Annotated in this window: 13 protein-coding genes; 7 read left to right on the top strand and 6 right to left on the bottom strand. The window is 72.9% G+C overall.

Going from position 1 to position 14448, the window contains the following annotated elements; translation table 11 throughout:
* Nucleotides 1-36: 36 nt before the first annotated feature.
* The 4 genes from sp36 to HFV08_RS10175 all read left to right on the top strand — a co-directional run bounded on the left by sp36 (nt 37) and on the right by HFV08_RS10175 (nt 2788).
* On the top strand, nt 37-192 hold the full coding sequence (gene sp36 / locus HFV08_RS10190) for a Sp36 family protein (RefSeq protein ID WP_121791750.1): 156 nt from the start codon (nt 37-39) through the stop codon (nt 190-192).
* Nucleotides 192-662: a RidA family protein gene (locus HFV08_RS10185; RefSeq protein WP_040250187.1), complete on the top strand. Its 471-nt coding sequence runs from the start codon at nt 192-194 to the stop codon at nt 660-662. Before sp36 ends, HFV08_RS10185 begins: the two co-directional genes overlap by 1 nt.
* A 150-nt stretch (nt 663-812) precedes the next feature.
* Entirely contained in the window at nt 813-1733 is a 921-nt protein-coding gene (locus HFV08_RS10180) for an NUDIX hydrolase (RefSeq protein ID WP_168538056.1), read from the top strand.
* A 221-nt stretch (nt 1734-1954) separates the two neighbouring features.
* Nucleotides 1955-2788: an MBL fold metallo-hydrolase gene (locus HFV08_RS10175; protein ID WP_168538054.1), complete on the top strand. Its 834-nt coding sequence runs from the start codon at nt 1955-1957 to the stop codon at nt 2786-2788.
* Nucleotides 2789-2803: 15 nt separating this feature from the next.
* Here the strand turns inward: HFV08_RS10175 and HFV08_RS10170 are convergent, their stop codons facing one another.
* Nucleotides 2804-3625 (bottom strand): nucleotidyltransferase domain-containing protein, encoded by an 822-nt coding sequence (locus tag HFV08_RS10170; RefSeq protein WP_168538052.1) that lies wholly within the window; start codon nt 3623-3625, stop codon nt 2804-2806.
* 113 nt (nt 3626-3738) lie between these two features.
* Nucleotides 3739-4413, bottom strand: a complete 675-nt coding sequence (locus HFV08_RS10165; RefSeq protein ID WP_040250176.1) for a Crp/Fnr family transcriptional regulator — start codon at nt 4411-4413, stop codon at nt 3739-3741.
* Between the two features lie 456 nt (nt 4414-4869).
* Between HFV08_RS10165 and nth the strand changes: the two genes are divergently transcribed.
* The 3 genes from nth to HFV08_RS10150 all read left to right on the top strand — a co-directional run bounded on the left by nth (nt 4870) and on the right by HFV08_RS10150 (nt 8230).
* Nucleotides 4870-5946: an endonuclease III gene (gene nth, locus HFV08_RS10160; protein WP_168538050.1), complete on the top strand. Its 1077-nt coding sequence runs from the start codon at nt 4870-4872 to the stop codon at nt 5944-5946.
* Nucleotides 5947-6131: 185 nt separating this feature from the next.
* Nucleotides 6132-6881 (top strand): NUDIX hydrolase, encoded by a 750-nt coding sequence (locus HFV08_RS10155; RefSeq protein ID WP_168538048.1) that lies wholly within the window; start codon nt 6132-6134, stop codon nt 6879-6881.
* A gap of 149 nt (nt 6882-7030) precedes the next feature.
* Entirely contained in the window at nt 7031-8230 is a 1200-nt protein-coding gene (locus HFV08_RS10150; protein ID WP_168538046.1) for a MarP family serine protease, read from the top strand.
* 697 nt (nt 8231-8927) lie between these two features.
* On the opposite strand, the gene HFV08_RS10145 is transcribed toward HFV08_RS10150, so the two are convergent.
* The 4 genes from HFV08_RS10145 to acs all read right to left on the bottom strand — a co-directional run bounded on the left by HFV08_RS10145 (nt 8928) and on the right by acs (nt 14353).
* Nucleotides 8928-9866, bottom strand: a complete 939-nt coding sequence (locus HFV08_RS10145; protein ID WP_168538039.1) for an alpha/beta fold hydrolase — start codon at nt 9864-9866, stop codon at nt 8928-8930.
* Nucleotides 9863-10360 (bottom strand): phage holin family protein, encoded by a 498-nt coding sequence (locus HFV08_RS10140; RefSeq protein WP_040250161.1) that lies wholly within the window; start codon nt 10358-10360, stop codon nt 9863-9865. Before HFV08_RS10140 ends, HFV08_RS10145 begins: the two co-directional genes overlap by 4 nt.
* A 132-nt stretch (nt 10361-10492) precedes the next feature.
* Entirely contained in the window at nt 10493-11887 is a 1395-nt protein-coding gene (gene nhaA, locus HFV08_RS10135; protein WP_168538037.1) for a Na+/H+ antiporter NhaA, read from the bottom strand.
* A 507-nt stretch (nt 11888-12394) separates the two neighbouring features.
* The gene (acs, locus tag HFV08_RS10130) at nt 12395-14353 is read right to left on the bottom strand and encodes an acetate--CoA ligase (protein WP_168538035.1); all 1959 of its coding nucleotides are present in this window, start codon (nt 14351-14353) and stop codon (nt 12395-12397) included.
* Nucleotides 14354-14448 lie beyond the last annotated feature (95 nt).

Here is a 14448-nt window from a genome sequence, read left to right as displayed (position 1 = left end):
GCGGGCCCGGCCCGGCTTGCCGATAGGCTCGCCCCCATGACCAAGTGGGAATACGCCACCGTGCCCCTTCTCGTGCACGCGACCAAGCAGATCCTGGATACCTGGGGCGAGGACGGCTGGGAGCTCGTCCAGGTCGTGCCCGGGCCCAACGCCGAACAGCTCGTCGCCTATCTGAAGCGGGAGAAGTCCTGATGAGCGGCGCAGTCGAGGCCAAGCTCGCCGAGCTCGGCCACCGCCTTCCGGAGGTCGTCCCGCCGCTCGCCGCCTACCAGCCCGCCGTGCAGAGCGGGGTGTACGTCTACACCTCCGGCCAGGTGCCGATGGTCGACGGCAAGTTGCACGTCACCGGCAAGGTCGGCGCCGAGGTGACCGCCGAGGAGGCCAAGGAGCTCGCCCGCGTCTGCGCGCTGAACGCCCTGGCCGCCGTCAAATCGGTCGCCGGGGACCTCGACCGGATCGCCCGGGTCGTCAAGGTCACCGGCTTCGTCGCCTCCGCCGCCGACTTCACCGGCCAGCCCGGCGTCATCAACGGCGCCAGCGAACTCCTCGGTGCCGCCCTCGGCGACAAGGGGGTGCACGCCCGCAGCGCGGTCGGCGTCGCCTCGCTGCCGCTGGACGCGCCGGTCGAGGTCGAGGTCCAGGTGGAGCTGACCGAGGCCTGAGCCGCGGGCCGCAGCGGTACGACCGCATCCCGTACGCCGCATCCCGTACGCCGTGTCCCGTACGGCGTACGGCGCGCGGCGGCGGATCGCCGGGAGGCTCCGGTTCCGGGGCCTCTCGAACATCCGTCCCGCAGCGGATAGCCTCCGGCCATGGCGAACGCAGAGTCCGACGAGCCGCAGTCCCGGAGCCAGGCCTTCCCGCCCGAGTGGCCCGCCCGCATCCGCGCGCTCGCGGCCGGGGAACTCACCCCGGTCGTCCCGCGCCGCGCCGCCACCGTGATGCTGCTGCGCGACGCCCCCGCCGGGGTCGAGGTGCACATGCTGCGCCGCCGCACCTCGATGGCCTTCGCCTCCGGCGCCTACGCCTACCCGGGCGGCGGCGTCGACCCCCGCGACGACGAGGCGCACGTCCGCTGGGCGGGCCCGGGCCGCGCCGACTGGGCCGAGCGTCTCGGCGTCGAGGAGAGCGCCGCCCAGGCCGTCGTCTGCGCGGCGGTACGGGAGACGTACGAGGAGGCGGGCGTGCTGCTCGCCGGGCCCGAGGAGGGCACCGTCGTCGCCGACACCACCGGGGCCGACTGGGAGGCCGACCGCGCCGCCCTCATCGCCCACGAACTCTCCTTCGCGGAATTCCTCGACCGGCGCGGCCTGGTGCTGCGCTCCGACCTGCTCGGGGCCTGGACCCGCTGGATCACCCCGGAGTTCGAGCCCCGCCGCTACGACACCTTCTTCTTCGTGGCCGCCCTCCCGGCCGGGCAGCGCACCCTCGTGCACGGCCGGGGCCCCGAGCGCACCGAGGCCGACCTCTCGGTGTGGATCCGGCCCGAGGAGGCGGTCGCCGGGCAGGAGAAGGGCGAGATGGTGATGCTGCCGCCCACCCTGGCCACCCTGCGCGCCCTCGTCGGCCACCCGAGCGCGGCAGACGCGCTTGCCGCCGCCGCGCGGCAGGACCTGGAGCCGGTGATCGCCCGCGCCCGCGTCGAGGACGGCGAGGTGGTCCTGACCTGGCCGCGGCACGCCGAGTTCACCACCCGCATGCCGGCCGCGGAGCCGGGGCGGCCGGCGGACTGAGCGCGGCGACCGGGGCCCCGCGGGCGCGCCCCGGAAGAACACCGTGTGACAAGTTTCCGACGGGAGCCCGCGGGGGCTCGCGCGCCGACCACCATGGGAAACCGACCACCACGGGGAGCCGACCACCATGGGAGACGGGCCGCCCGCCGCGACCCGCGCCCCGTACCGTCGCTACCGTCGTCACCGCCACCCACGCACGCCCGACCTGGGGGACCCCGCCCATGACCGACGCCGCAGCCCTTCCCGGCCAGCCCCGCGGAGGCGTGCTCTCCGGGCCGGCCACCGACCGCGCCGTGAACGTCCTCGCGCCGAACCCCTCCGCGATGACCCTGGACGGCACCAACACCTGGCTGGTCTCCGAGCCGGACTCCGAACTCGCCGTCGTCATCGACCCGGGACCGCTGGACGAGAGCCATCTGCGCCGGGTCCTCGACGCCGCCGAGCAGGCGGGCAAGCGCGTCGCGCTGACCCTGCTCACCCACGGCCACCCGGACCACGCCGAGGGCGCCGGGCGGTTCGCCGCGCTCACCGGCACCAAGGTCCGCGCGCTCGACCCGGCGCTGCGGCTCGGCGACGAGGGCCTCGCCGAGGGGGAGGCGGTCGCCCTCGGCGGGCTCGAACTGCGGGTGGTGGGGACCCCGGGCCACACCGCCGACTCGCTCTGCTTCCATCTGCCCGCCGACCGGGCGGTGCTGACCGGGGACACCATCCTCGGCCGCGGCACCACCGTCGTCGCCCACCCCGACGGCCGCCTCGGCGACTACCTGGACTCGCTGCGGCGGCTGCGCTCGCTCACCGTCGACGACGGTGTCCACACGGTGCTGCCCGGCCACGGCCCGGTCCTCCAGGACGCCCAGGGCGCGGTGGAGTTCTACCTCGCCCACCGTGCCAACCGGCTCGCCCAGGTCGAGACCGCGGTCGAGAACGGCCACACCACCGCCGCCGAGGTGGTCGCGCACGTCTACGCGGACGTGGACCGCTCCCTGTGGCCCGCCGCCGAACTCTCGGTCCGCGCCCAGCTCGAATACCTCCGCGAGCACGGGCTCATCGGCTGAGCGCCCCCGGCCGCCTCAGCCGCCCCTCTTCGGGTTCTCCTCGGACTTCACCCCGTGCACCCGGGCGTACTCGGCGGCCAGCCACGGCCCGAGGTCCTCGGTGAAGGCGGCGAGCAGGGCGCGGTCCGCGAGCGGTTCCCTGGCCACCGCGGCGGCCCGCCGCATCTGGGCGCCCCGCTGCGGATAGCAGTCGCCGAAGGCCAGGGCCGAGGCGTCCAGCTCACTGGTCCAGGCGTTCAGCCGGGGCATCACGAGCGTGAACCCGGTCCGTACCAGCTTGCGGGCGAAGGCCCGGCACAGCAGGCGCAGTTCGGCGTCCGTACGGGCCCGCGCCACCCGCTCGCGCCAGAGCGGCAGCCGGGCACCGAGATCGCCGTTGGTCTCGCGGGCGAGCAGCGAGGAGGGCCGGTAGCGCGGCAGCAGCGGTACGTGGTCGGTGCCGAACCAGGGGGTGCACAGGCAGGCCAGGAACCAGCCGCCGTCGTGGCGTTCGGCGGGGCTCAGCAGGCGCTCCCGCCCCATCAGGAGGATGCCCGCGCCGTCGATCTGCCGGAACTCCTCGTCGAGCCCGGCTGCCAGCTCCCCGGCCGCCGCCCGGTCGGCGGGCCCGGGCTCCCGGGCGAGGACGAGCAGCAGGTCCAGGTCGCTGCGGCCGGCCCGCGCGGTGCCGCGCGGCACCGAACCGTACAGATAGGCACCGTCCAGCCGGTCCGCGAAGGCCTCTTCGAGCCGGGGCCGGGCAGCGGCGAGCACCGCGTCGAAGGGCGGTCGCACCCGCGAGAGAGCACCCTCGGGTACGAAGAAGCCCTGGTCGTCGAGTCCCGTTCCGGCGCGCATGCCCCCACTCTGCGCGAGAGCGGGGGCGGGGCGCGCCTGCTTTTACGGGGCCGTCGGGCCAGGGCTTCGGTGCCGGTGGGTGCGGGCGTCCGCCACCGGGCGGGTCCGGGGCGTCAGCGCGAGCGCTTGGCCAGCCGCTCCACGTCGAGCAGGATGACCGCCCGCGCCTCCAGGCGCAGCCAGCCGCGTCCGGCGAAGTCGGCGAGCGCCTTGTTGACCGTCTCGCGGGAGGCGCCGACCAGCTGCGCCAGCTCCTCCTGGGTGAGGTCGTGCACCACGTGGATGCCCTCCTCGGACTGCACACCGAAGCGGCGCGAGAGGTCGAGCAGGGCGCGCGCGACGCGGCCGGGGACATCCGAGAAGACCAGGTCGGACATCTGGTCGTTGGTCTTGCGCAGGCGCCGGGCGACAGCGCGCAGCAGGGCGGCGGCCACCTCGGGGCGGGCGTTCAGCCAGGGCTGGAGGTCGCCGTGGCCGAGGCCGAGCAGCTTGACCTCGGTCAGCGCGGTGGCCGTGGCCGTACGCGGGCCCGGGTCGAAGAGGGACAGCTCACCGATCAGCTCGCCGGGGCCGAGCACCGCGAGCATGTTCTCGCGCCCGTCCGGGGAGGTCCGGTGCAGCTTCACCTTGCCCTCGGTGACCACGTAGAGGCGGTCGCCGGGGTCGCCCTCGTGGAAGAGGGCGTCACCACGCGCCAGCGTGGCCTCGCTCATGGAGGCGCGCAGCTCCGCCGCCTGCTCGTCATCGAGCGCCGCGAAGAGCGGGGCGCGCCGCAGAACGTCGTCCACGAGTTCTCTCCTTGTCGGCTTGTCAGGGGACCTTGCTCCCCTTTTGCCGGAGGGTTGCGGGAGGGTCCGCACAGTGCGATCAGTCACAAGTCTGCCGCACGGGCGTGCGTTGCCGTGCAGGAGGGGGCCAATTGGGGGCCCGGGCGCCCCGTGGCCGCCGGGTGTCCGTACCGGCCGGTAGACCGAACGGGTGCCGCAAAACCCCGGTGGGAGCGCGCCCGGGGCGGCCTCGCCGCGATCCGGCGTCGCGAATTCCGCTCTGGGCGAACAGCCCCTCGCCCGGGCGTCAAGAGCCCCATTCTGCGCGCTCCGGGACGGCGGGGGTCGGGTTTCGGACAGCGGTCACGGCGGCGCGGGTACGGAGCGGGAGGCCGCCGGAGGGCGGGGGCTCCCGGTCCGGAGCCCCTGCCGCCGGTTTCCGCACCCGCTGTCACCGGCGGCCCGTAGGCTGCCCGCATGGTGAAGAGTTCCGAGTCCGGGACGCAGGCCCGGCCCGCGGCGAAGAAGACCGGCGGGAAGCGAACGGCGGCGGAGAAGACGACGGCGAAGACGGCGAAGGCGACGGCGAAGAAGGCCCCGGCGGCCAAGAGCGCTGCCGCGAGGAAGACCACCGCCGAGACGACGAGCACCGCCGGGAAGAAGTCCGCGGCGCCGAAGAAGGCCACCAGAACCGCGGCTTCGAAGACCGCGGCGGCCAAGAAGACCACTGCGGCGAAGAAGACCGCGGCCAAGAAGCAGGCCCCCGCGGCCGGTGCCGCCGCCCGTGCGCCGGAGAGCCACACCGCCCTGGTCCGCCGGGCGCGCAAGATCAACCGCGAGCTGGCCGAGGTCTACTCGTACGCCCATCCCGAGCTGGACTTCGAGAACCCGTACCAGCTGCTGCTCGCCACCGTGCTCTCCGCGCAGACCACCGACCTGCGGGTCAACCAGACCACGCCCGGGCTCTTCGCCCGCTATCCGGAGCCCGAGGACCTCGCCGCGGCCAACCCGGAGGAGGTCGAGGAGCTGATCCGGCCGACCGGCTTCTTCCGCGCCAAGACCAAGTCGATCATGGGCATCGCGCGGGCCGTCCGGGACGAGTTCGGCGGCGAGGTGCCGGGGCGCCTGGAGGACCTGGTGAAGCTGCCGGGCGTCGGCCGCAAGACTGCCTTCGTGGTCCTCGGCAACGCCTTCGGGGTGCCCGGCATCACCGTGGACACCCACTTCGGGCGGTTGGTGCGGCGCTGGCGGTGGACCGAGGAGACCGATCCGGACAAGGTCGAGCGGGCGGTCGGCGCGCTCTTCCCGAAGAGCGAGTGGACCGAGCTCTCGCACCGGGTGATCTTCCACGGCCGCCGCATCTGCCACTCCCGCAAACCGGCCTGCGGCGCCTGCCCGATCACCCCGCTCTGCCCGTCGTACGGCGAGGGCGAGACCGACCCGGAGAAGGCGCGGAAGCTGCTCAAGTACGAGATGGGCGGCATGCCGGGCCAGCGCCTGAAACCGCCGCCGGACTACCCGGGCAAACCCGCCCCGCCGCTCGGCGCCGCCTGAGATCCCGGCCGCCCGCCGCGCCCGCCGCACTGCGCAGCGGGCCGTACGGAGCACTGGCCGTACGGGGAGGGGCCGTACGGGGAGGGGCGGAACGAAAGGCGGGTGGCGGGGCGTTGGGGACTGGAGAGCCGGGGACCGGGAGCCGGAGGCCGGAACAGGGCGGGGAACGAGGAAGGGGGGTGCCGATGACACACGCGAGCCAGGCCGGACACGCTGTCCCCGCGGGGGAGCCGCGCGGCCCCGGGAGACAGCCGGTGGGAACCGAGGAGCCGGTGCGGTTGCACAGGGAGGGACTGCCGCGCTGGCTGGACCCGGTCCTCGATGCCGTGGACACCGTGGAGCCCACCCAGCTCAGCCGCTTCCTGCCGCCCGAGGACGGCGGCGGCCGACAGTCCGCCGTACTGATCCTCTTCGGCGAGGGCGAGCAGGGTCCCGAACTGCTCCTGATGGAACGCGCGGGCACGCTGCGCTCGCACGCCGGCCAGCCCTCCTTCCCCGGCGGTGCCCTCGACCCGGAGGACGGTGACCCGCACGGCGAGGGCCCGCTGCGCGCGGCCCTGCGCGAGGCCGAGGAGGAGACCGGCCTCGACCCGGCGGGGGTGCAGCTCTTCGGGCTGCTGCCCAAGCTGTACATCCCGGTGAGCGAGTTCGTGGTCACCCCGGTGCTCGGCTGGTGGCGGGCGCCCTCCCCGGTCGGCGTGGTCGACCCCGCCGAGACCGCCCGGGTGTTCACGGTGCCCGTGGCCGATCTCACGGACCCGGCGAACCGCGCGACCTGCGTCCACCCGCGGGGCTTCACCGGCCCCGCCTTCCTCGTCGCCTCCGCCCTGGTCTGGGGTTTCACCGCCGGAGTGATCGACCGGCTGCTGCACTACGCAGGCTGGGAACGCCCCTGGGACCGGGAGCGGAAGATCCCGCTCGACTGGCACTCATGACAAGGTGGCCCCCGTCATGTGTACGACCGGGACCGCGCCCCGCCGCGGTCCCGGAACGATTCTCCCGGCGCGGCGGCCCGCCCCCGGACCCCGCCGGGCGGCCCGGGCACGGGACCTGAGGATCGCGAGGTGAGGCGAGGCTTGATTCGGTGAACGTGCTGGACTTCCTGCTGGCGGCGGCCGCCGTGTGGTTCGCGGTGATCGGCTACCGCCAGGGCTTCATCGTGGGCATCCTGTCCGTCGTCGGCTTCCTCGGCGGCGGACTCGTCGCGGTCACCGTGCTGCCGCTGCTCTGGGACGCCGTGACCGACGACGCCGAGGTCGGCACCACCACCGCGGTCGTCGCGGTGGTGATCGTCATCGTCTGCGCCTCGATCGGCCAGGCCTTCACCACCCACCTCGGCAACCGGCTGCGCCGCCACCTCACCTGGTCCCCGGCCCGCGCCCTCGACGCCACCGGCGGCGCCCTGGTCAACGTCCTCGCCCTGCTCCTGGTCGCCTGGCTCATCGGCTCCGCCCTCGCCCGCACCACCCTGCCCACCCTCGGCAGGGAGGTCCGCGGCTCCCAGGTGCTGCTCGGGGTCTCGCGCGCCCTGCCGCCCGAGGCCGACACCTGGTTCAACGACTTCTCCTCGGTCCTCGCGCAGAACGGCTTCCCCCAGGTCTTCAGCCCCTTCTCCGAGGAGCCCATCAAGGACGTCCGGCCGCCCGATCCGGCGCTCTCCGGCAGCCCGGTCGCCGAGCGCGCCAAGAAGTCCATCGTGAAGGTGGTCGGCACCGCCCAGGGCTGCGGCAAGGTCCTGGAGGGCACCGGCTTCGTCTTCGACGAGCGGCGCGTGATGACCAACGCCCATGTCGTCGGCGGGGTCGACGAGCCCACCGTGCAGATCGGCGGCGAGGGCAAGCTCTACGACGCCAAGGTGGTCCTCTACGACTGGCGCCGCGACATCGCCGTACTCGACGTGCCCCGGCTGAACGCGCCCGCCCTCGAGTTCACCGACTCCGACGCGGACAGCGGCCGCAGCGCCATCGTCGCGGGCTTCCCGGAGAACGGCGCCTACGACGTCCGCCCGGCCCGCGTCCGCGGCCGCATCACCGCCAACGGCCCCGACATCTACCACCGCGGCAGCGTCCGCCGCGATGTCTACTCGCTGTACGCGACCGTGCGGCAGGGCAACTCCGGCGGACCGCTGCTCACCCCGGACGGCAAGGTCTACGGAGTGGTGTTCGCCAAGTCCCTGGACGACCCGGACACCGGCTACGCCCTCACCAACGACGAGGTACGCGAGGACATCGACCGGGGACGCACGGCCGGCCAGGAGGTCGACAGCGACAGCTGCGCGCTCTGAGCTGTCCGGCTGTACGTGCTGCACGCGCTGTTCGTGCTGTCAGGTCGTCCGAGCGGTCCGGCAGTCCGAGTTGCCGGTCGTCCGGTCGTCCGGTCGTCCGGTCGTCCGGTTGTCGGGTCGTCCGTGCGTCCGGTTGTCGGAACTGTCCAGCCGTCAGGGGCGTACGTCAGACCGGCCACCGCGGGCCGGTACGTCAGCCGCGCGGGGAGTGCAGACCCAACCCACAGGACCTGCCCGGCCGTACGTCAGCCGTGCGGGCCGATCGGTCTTCGGCGGCGGCTGCCGACCCGGCCGCGGGGGCGGGCGCGTGCGGAAGGCGGCCCGGACGGACAGCGCCGGACGGAGCCGCCGGAGGCGGGGAGCACCGCGGCCTCAGCCGCGGCTGGGATGCCGCAGCCGTGCCGACACCCAGCGGGCGCGTCGGCGCAGAATGCGGGGAATGCCGATGTCGGGGGAGCCGGAACCCCGGTCCCCCTTGGGCGGCCCGGCCTGCTGACGAGGGGTCAGAGAGGCTCCTGAGCCGCGGCGGCGTGCTGCGTCACTGTAGTCGTGAGTCCAGCCCATACCCCGACGTCTGCCCGGGCCTCAAGGTCGGTAACCGCGGCCCGCACACCCAAATCGGTCCCGAAATCCGGTTCGGTGGACGGGAGTTCGGACCGAGCGGCAGGGCGGTCCCGGACCGGGTGCCGCCGGGCGCTCAGCGGTCCGGCTCGGGGTCCTTCAGCCAGTTCACCAGCTCGGTGGAGAAGGCGACCGGGTCCTCCTCGTGCGGGAAGTGCCCGAGCCCGTCGAACAGCCGCCAGCGGTACGGGGCTTCGACGTACTCGCCGGAGCCGGCCGAACTGCGCACCCGCATCACCGGGTCGAGCGAGCCGTGCAGATGCAGCGTCGGCACCCGCACCGGCCGCTTCATCCGGCGGTTGAACTGGAAGCCGTCCGGCCGCAGCAGCGAGCGCACCATCCAGCGGTACGGCTCGATCGCGCAGTGCGCCGCGGAGGGGATGCACATCGCCCGGCGGTACATCCGCACCGCCTCCTCCTCCAGCGGCACCGGCCCCGACCAGTCCCGCATCAGCTCGCCGACCAGGGCGCCGTCGTCGGCGACCAGCTGCCGCTCGGGGATCCACGGCCGCTGGAAGCCCCAGACGCAGGAGTTCGCCGCGGACTGCCGCGCGTCGCCGAGCATCGCGCTGCGCCAGCGGCGCGGATGCGGCATCGAGGTCACCGCGAGGCGGCGCACCAGCTTCGGCCGCATCACCGCCGCCGTCCACGCCAGATAGCCGCCCAGGTCGTGGCCGACCAGCGCCGCGTCGGGCTCGCCGAGGGAGCGCACCACGCCGGTGATGTCGAGCGCCAGGTTCGGCGGGTCGTAGCCCCGGGGGGTGCGGTCGCTGCCGCCCACTCCGCGCAGGTCCATCGCCACCGCCCGGAAACCCGCGTCCGCCAGGGCGGTCATCTGGTGGCGCCAGGCCCACCAGAACTGCGGGAAGCCGTGCAGCAGCATGACGAGCGGCCCCTCGCCCAGTTCCGCGATGTGGAAGCGTGCGCCGTTGGCTGCGACATCGCGGTGGGTCCAGGGGCCGTCGACATGTACGACCGAGGCCGGCTGCGCCGAGTGGGTGGCGGGGTCTGTCATGGAGTCGAGCGTGCCACAGCCTTCCGTTCACCGGCGCTCGGCAGCGCCGCCGCGTCGGTGGCACCGATCGCACGCGGGTGCGGCTTGGCGTGCTGCAGCACCGCCGCCGTCTCCTTGGCGGAGGCGACCGCCTTCTGCGGGCCGCCGCCCTGCTTGGCCTTCTTCAGGAAGACCACGCCGACCAGCGCGATCAGCCCGGCGAGCAGCACGCTCGCGGCGAAGGACAGCAGGAAGCAGACCGACAGATGCCAGTCGCTCCAGGCGTGGATGCCGTAGGCGAGGGCGAAGCTCAGCATCGGCAGCGAGAAGATCAGCAGTGCGCCCGCCACGGTGAAGGCGGCCGAGCCCACACCCGCGCGCTTGACGTCCTGTCGCAGCTGGGCCTTGGCGAGCGCGATCTCGTCGTGCACCAGGGCGGACAGCTCACCGGTCGCGTGCGCGACCAGCTGGCCGAGACTGCGTTCTGCGCCGACGGGGCCGTCGGTGTGGCTCATCGCGTTCTCACTTTCCTTGGCGTTCCCATGCTTCCTCGGCGTCCGGCCGTTCAGGTGGTGTGCCCCCATCGGAGCCGGACAGGCCCGTCAGCCACGAGAACTGACGTGCCGTAGAACGTTTCTGGTCACAGATCATGCCGGACGCTCGTCCGCGGCGCTCCCCCCGCCCGCCACTTGGGCACGCCTGCGGTGTTCCGCGGCCCTCTTCTCCAGGAGTTCCGCCATCCGCAGGTGGTACTCGGGGTCGTCCGTCTCGTAGATGTCGGGGATCCCGTCCTGGTCCTCGTCGCGCTCCTCGTCCTCGTACATCCTGCGGTAGCGGGCGTTGCGGATCTTCAGGAGCACCGTGGCGCAGACCGCGGCGATCAGCGAGCCGGTGAGCACGGCCGCCTTGACCTCCTCGGTGAGCGCCGGATCCCCGGTGAAGGCCAGCTCCCCGATCAGGAGCGAGACCGTGAAGCCGATTCCGGCCAGCACGGCGACCGCGAACACATCGGGCCAGGCCAGCTTCTCCCCGAGTTCCGCCCGGGTGAAACGGGCCGTGAGCCAGGTCCCGACGAAGATCCCCACCGTCTTGCCCACCACCAGGCCGAGCACCACGCCCAGCGTCTGAGGGGTGCCGAACACCTCCGCGAGCGCGCCGCCCGACACCACGACCCCGGCGCTGAACAGGGCGAACAGCGGCACCGCGAGCCCCGCCGACACCGGCCGCACCAGATGCTCCACGCGTTCCCCCGGGGAGTGCTCCTCGCCCTCGCGCCGCGTGCAGCGGAGCATCAGGCCCATGGCCACCCCGGCGATGGTCGCGTGCACGCCGCTGTTGTACATCAGCCCCCAGATCACCAGCGCGAGCGGTACGTAGAGGTACCAGCCCCGCACCTCGCGGCGCAGCAGCAGCCAGAAGACGGCGAGGCCCGCGGCGGCCCCGCCGAGCGCGGCGAAGTTCAGCTCGCCGGTGAAGAAGACCGCGATGATCAGGATGGCGAAGAGGTCGTCCACCACCGCGAGGGTGAGCAGGAAGGCGCGCAGGGCCGAGGGCAGCGAGGTCCCGATGACGGCGAGCACGGCGAGGGCGAAGGCGATGTCGGTGGCGGTGGGCACCGCCCAGCCGTCCGCCGAACCGCCGCCCGCGCTGTTGACCAGCAGATACACCAGCGCGGGCGCCACCATCCCGCAGAGCGCCGCGATCACCGGCAGCATCGCGGCCTTTGGGTCGCGCAGATCCCCGGCGACGAGTTCGCGCTTGAGCTCGGCACCCGCGACGAAGAAGAAGACCGCGAGCAGCCCGTCCGCCGCCCAGTGCTGCACCGACAGGTCCAGGCCCAGCGCACCGGGCCCCAGGTGCGCGGTACGCACGGACTCGTAGCTGTCCTTGAGCGGCGTGTTCGCCCAGATCAGGGCGGCGATCGCGGCGAGGAGGAGCAGGACTCCGCCCACCGTCTCGGTGCGCAGCGCGTTCACCACGAAGTTCCGCTCGGGCAGCGAGAGCCTGGCGAGAACCTTGGGGCGGGGGGTGGGCGCGGCCATGCGAAGGGCCTCCGGTCGATCGGCGAAAGGGAACGCTGAAAGCGCTGCCGACCAGACTTCCCGGCACACCATGAAATTCGGCGCCCGACTCGGTGGGTCTTGGGGAGAGGGGCGCGGGGTTCGGTTTTGGGTGGGGCTCAGCTTGGGTGGGTTGAGCTTTGGGTGGGGCTCAGTTTAGACGGGGGTGAGCTTGGTGGGGGTGGGGGTGGGGCGGGGTGGCTGACGGGTATCAGCTGGCAGGTATCAGATGACGGATGACAGATTTCAATGACTGTCATCTGTCATCCGTCATCTGTCATCCGTCATCTGTTATTCGTCAGCCGTCAGCCGTCAGCCGTCAGCCGTCAGCCGTCAGCCGTCAGCCGTCGCCCAGCAGCAGCGAAAGCCCTGCCCCCGCCGACCGTCCAGCCCCCGCACGCACCGCACCCCCACACACCGCAGGGGCCACCGGATACCCGGCAGCCCCTGCGGCAATGGGGTCCTTGTCGGTGCCCCGAGCCCGAGCCCTCAGTCCTCGCTCGGCGCCGACGGCAGCTTCGACTGGATGAGGTCCATGACGGAGGAGTCGGTCAGCGTGGTCACGTCACCGAGCTGGCGGTTCTCGGCGACGTCCCGCAGCAGCCGCCGCATGATCTTGCCGGACCGCGTCTTCGGCAGCTCGGCGACCGGCAGGATCCGCTTGGGCTTGGCGATCGGGCCGAGCGTCGCCGCCACGTGGTTGCGCAGATCGGTGACCAGACCCTCGTCCTCGCTCGCGCTGCCGCGCAGGATCACGAAGGCCACGATCGCCTGGCCGGTGGTCTCGTCCGCCGCGCCGACCACCGCCGCCTCGGCGACCGAGGGGTGCGAGACGAGGGCGGACTCCACCTCGGTGGTCGAGATGTTGTGCCCGGAGACGAGCATGACGTCGTCGACCCGGCCGAGCAGCCAGATGTCGCCGTCCTCGTCCTTCTTCGCGCCGTCGCCCGCGAAGTAGCGGTTCTCGAAGCGGGACCAGTAGGTGTCCAGGAAGCGCTGGTCGTCGCCCCAGATGGTGCGGAGCATCGAGGGCCACGGCTCGGTGAGCACCAGGTAGCCGCCGCCGCCGTCCGGGACCTCGTTGGCCTCGTCGTCGACGACGGTCGCCGCGATACCCGGCAGCGCGCGCTGCGCGGACCCCGGCTTGGTCTCCGTCACGCCCGGCAGCGGGGAGATCATCATCGCGCCGGTCTCGGTCTGCCACCAGGTGTCCACGATCGGGCAGCGGTCGCCGCCGATGTGCTTGCGGTACCAGACCCAGGCCTCCGGGTTGATCGGCTCGCCCACCGAGCCGAGCACCCGCAGCGAGGACAGGTCGAACTTGGCGGGGATCTCGTCGCCCCACTTCATGAAGGTACGGATCGCCGTCGGCGCCGTGTAGAGGATCGTGACCCCGTACTTCTGCACGATCTCCCAGAACCTCCCCTGGTGCGGGGTGTCCGGGGTGCCCTCGTAGATGACCTGGGTCGCGCCGTTCGAGAGCGGCCCGTAGGTGATGTACGAGTGGCCGGTGACCCAGCCGATGTCGGCCGTGCACCAGTACACGTCCGTCTCCGGCTTCAGGTCGAAGACGGCGTGGTGGGTGTACGAGGCCTGGGTGAGGTAGCCGCCGGAGGTGTGCAGGATGCCCTTCGGCTTCCCGGTGGTGCCGGAGGTGTAGAGGATGAACAGCGGCTGCTCGGCCTCGAAGGCCTCCGGGGTGTGCTCGGCGGACTGCCGCCCGGTGACCTCGTGCCACCACACGTCCCGGCCCTCGGTCCACTCGACGTCCTGGCCGGTGCGCCGGACCACGAGGACCTTCTCGACCCCGCTGACCCGGGACACCGCGTCGTCCACGGCGGGCTTGAGCGCCGAGGGCTTGCCCCTGCGGTAGCCGCCGTCGGCGGTGATGACCAGCTTGGCGTCCGCGTCCTCGATGCGCGCCGCGATGGCGTCGGCGGAGAAGCCGCCGAAGACCACCGAGTGCGCGGCGCCGATACGCGCGCAGGCCAGCATCGCCACGACCGCCTCGGGGATCATGGGCAGGTACACGGCCACCCGGTCGCCCTTGGTGACGCCCAGCTCGGTGAGCGCGTTCGCCGCCCGGCTGACCTCGTCCTTGAGCTCCGCGTAGGTGACGGCGCGGCTGTCGCCCGGCTCGCCCTCGAAGTGGATGGCGACGCGGTCGCCGTTGCCCGCCTCCACGTGGCGGTCCACGCAGTTGTAGGCGACGTTCAGCTTCCCGTCGGCGAACCACTTCGCGAAGGGCGGGTTCGACCAGTCCAGCGTCTCGGTGGGCTCGGTGGCCCAGGTGAGCCGCCGCGCCTGCTCCGCCCAGAACCCGAGCCGGTCGGCCTCGGCCCGCTCGTACGCCTCGGCCTTGACGTTCGCGTTCGCGGCCAGCTCGGCGGGGGGCGCGAAACGGCGCTCCTCCTTGAGCATGTTGGCGATCGACGGACGCTCGTTCATTCGCTGGCTCCCCACGTGCTGACACTGTCCCGTGTGGTGTAGACCATTTTTGTCATCGCGCGGATTCTTCAGCTCCGGTGTGACCTGGTCAACCC

Source organism: Streptomyces physcomitrii, from assembly GCF_012273655.1.
Classification (GTDB): Bacteria; Actinomycetota; Actinomycetes; order Streptomycetales; family Streptomycetaceae; genus Streptomyces; species Streptomyces physcomitrii.
This window is presented reverse-complemented; position numbering and strand designations above follow the sequence as displayed.

What these genes read in the sequence shown, in the direction of transcription:
- HFV08_RS10155 (WP_168538048.1), top strand. Translation starts at nt 6,132, where the DNA reads ATGACACACGCGAGCCAGGCCGGACACGCTGTCCCCGCGGGGGAGCCG.
- HFV08_RS10185 (WP_040250187.1), top strand. Translation starts at nt 192, where the DNA reads ATGAGCGGCGCAGTCGAGGCCAAGCTCGCCGAGCTCGGCCACCGCCTT.
- HFV08_RS10140 (WP_040250161.1), bottom strand. Translation starts at nt 10,360, where the DNA reads ATGAGCCACACCGACGGCCCCGTCGGCGCAGAACGCAGTCTCGGCCAG.
- nth (WP_168538050.1), top strand. Translation starts at nt 4,870, where the DNA reads ATGGTGAAGAGTTCCGAGTCCGGGACGCAGGCCCGGCCCGCGGCGAAG.
- HFV08_RS10180 (WP_168538056.1), top strand. Translation starts at nt 813, where the DNA reads ATGGCGAACGCAGAGTCCGACGAGCCGCAGTCCCGGAGCCAGGCCTTC.
- HFV08_RS10170 (WP_168538052.1), bottom strand. Translation starts at nt 3,625, where the DNA reads ATGCGCGCCGGAACGGGACTCGACGACCAGGGCTTCTTCGTACCCGAG.
- HFV08_RS10175 (WP_168538054.1), top strand. Translation starts at nt 1,955, where the DNA reads ATGACCGACGCCGCAGCCCTTCCCGGCCAGCCCCGCGGAGGCGTGCTC.
- HFV08_RS10145 (WP_168538039.1), bottom strand. Translation starts at nt 9,866, where the DNA reads ATGACAGACCCCGCCACCCACTCGGCGCAGCCGGCCTCGGTCGTACAT.
- nhaA (WP_168538037.1), bottom strand. Translation starts at nt 11,887, where the DNA reads ATGGCCGCGCCCACCCCCCGCCCCAAGGTTCTCGCCAGGCTCTCGCTG.
- acs (WP_168538035.1), bottom strand. Translation starts at nt 14,353, where the DNA reads ATGAACGAGCGTCCGTCGATCGCCAACATGCTCAAGGAGGAGCGCCGT.
- sp36 (WP_121791750.1), top strand. Translation starts at nt 37, where the DNA reads ATGACCAAGTGGGAATACGCCACCGTGCCCCTTCTCGTGCACGCGACC.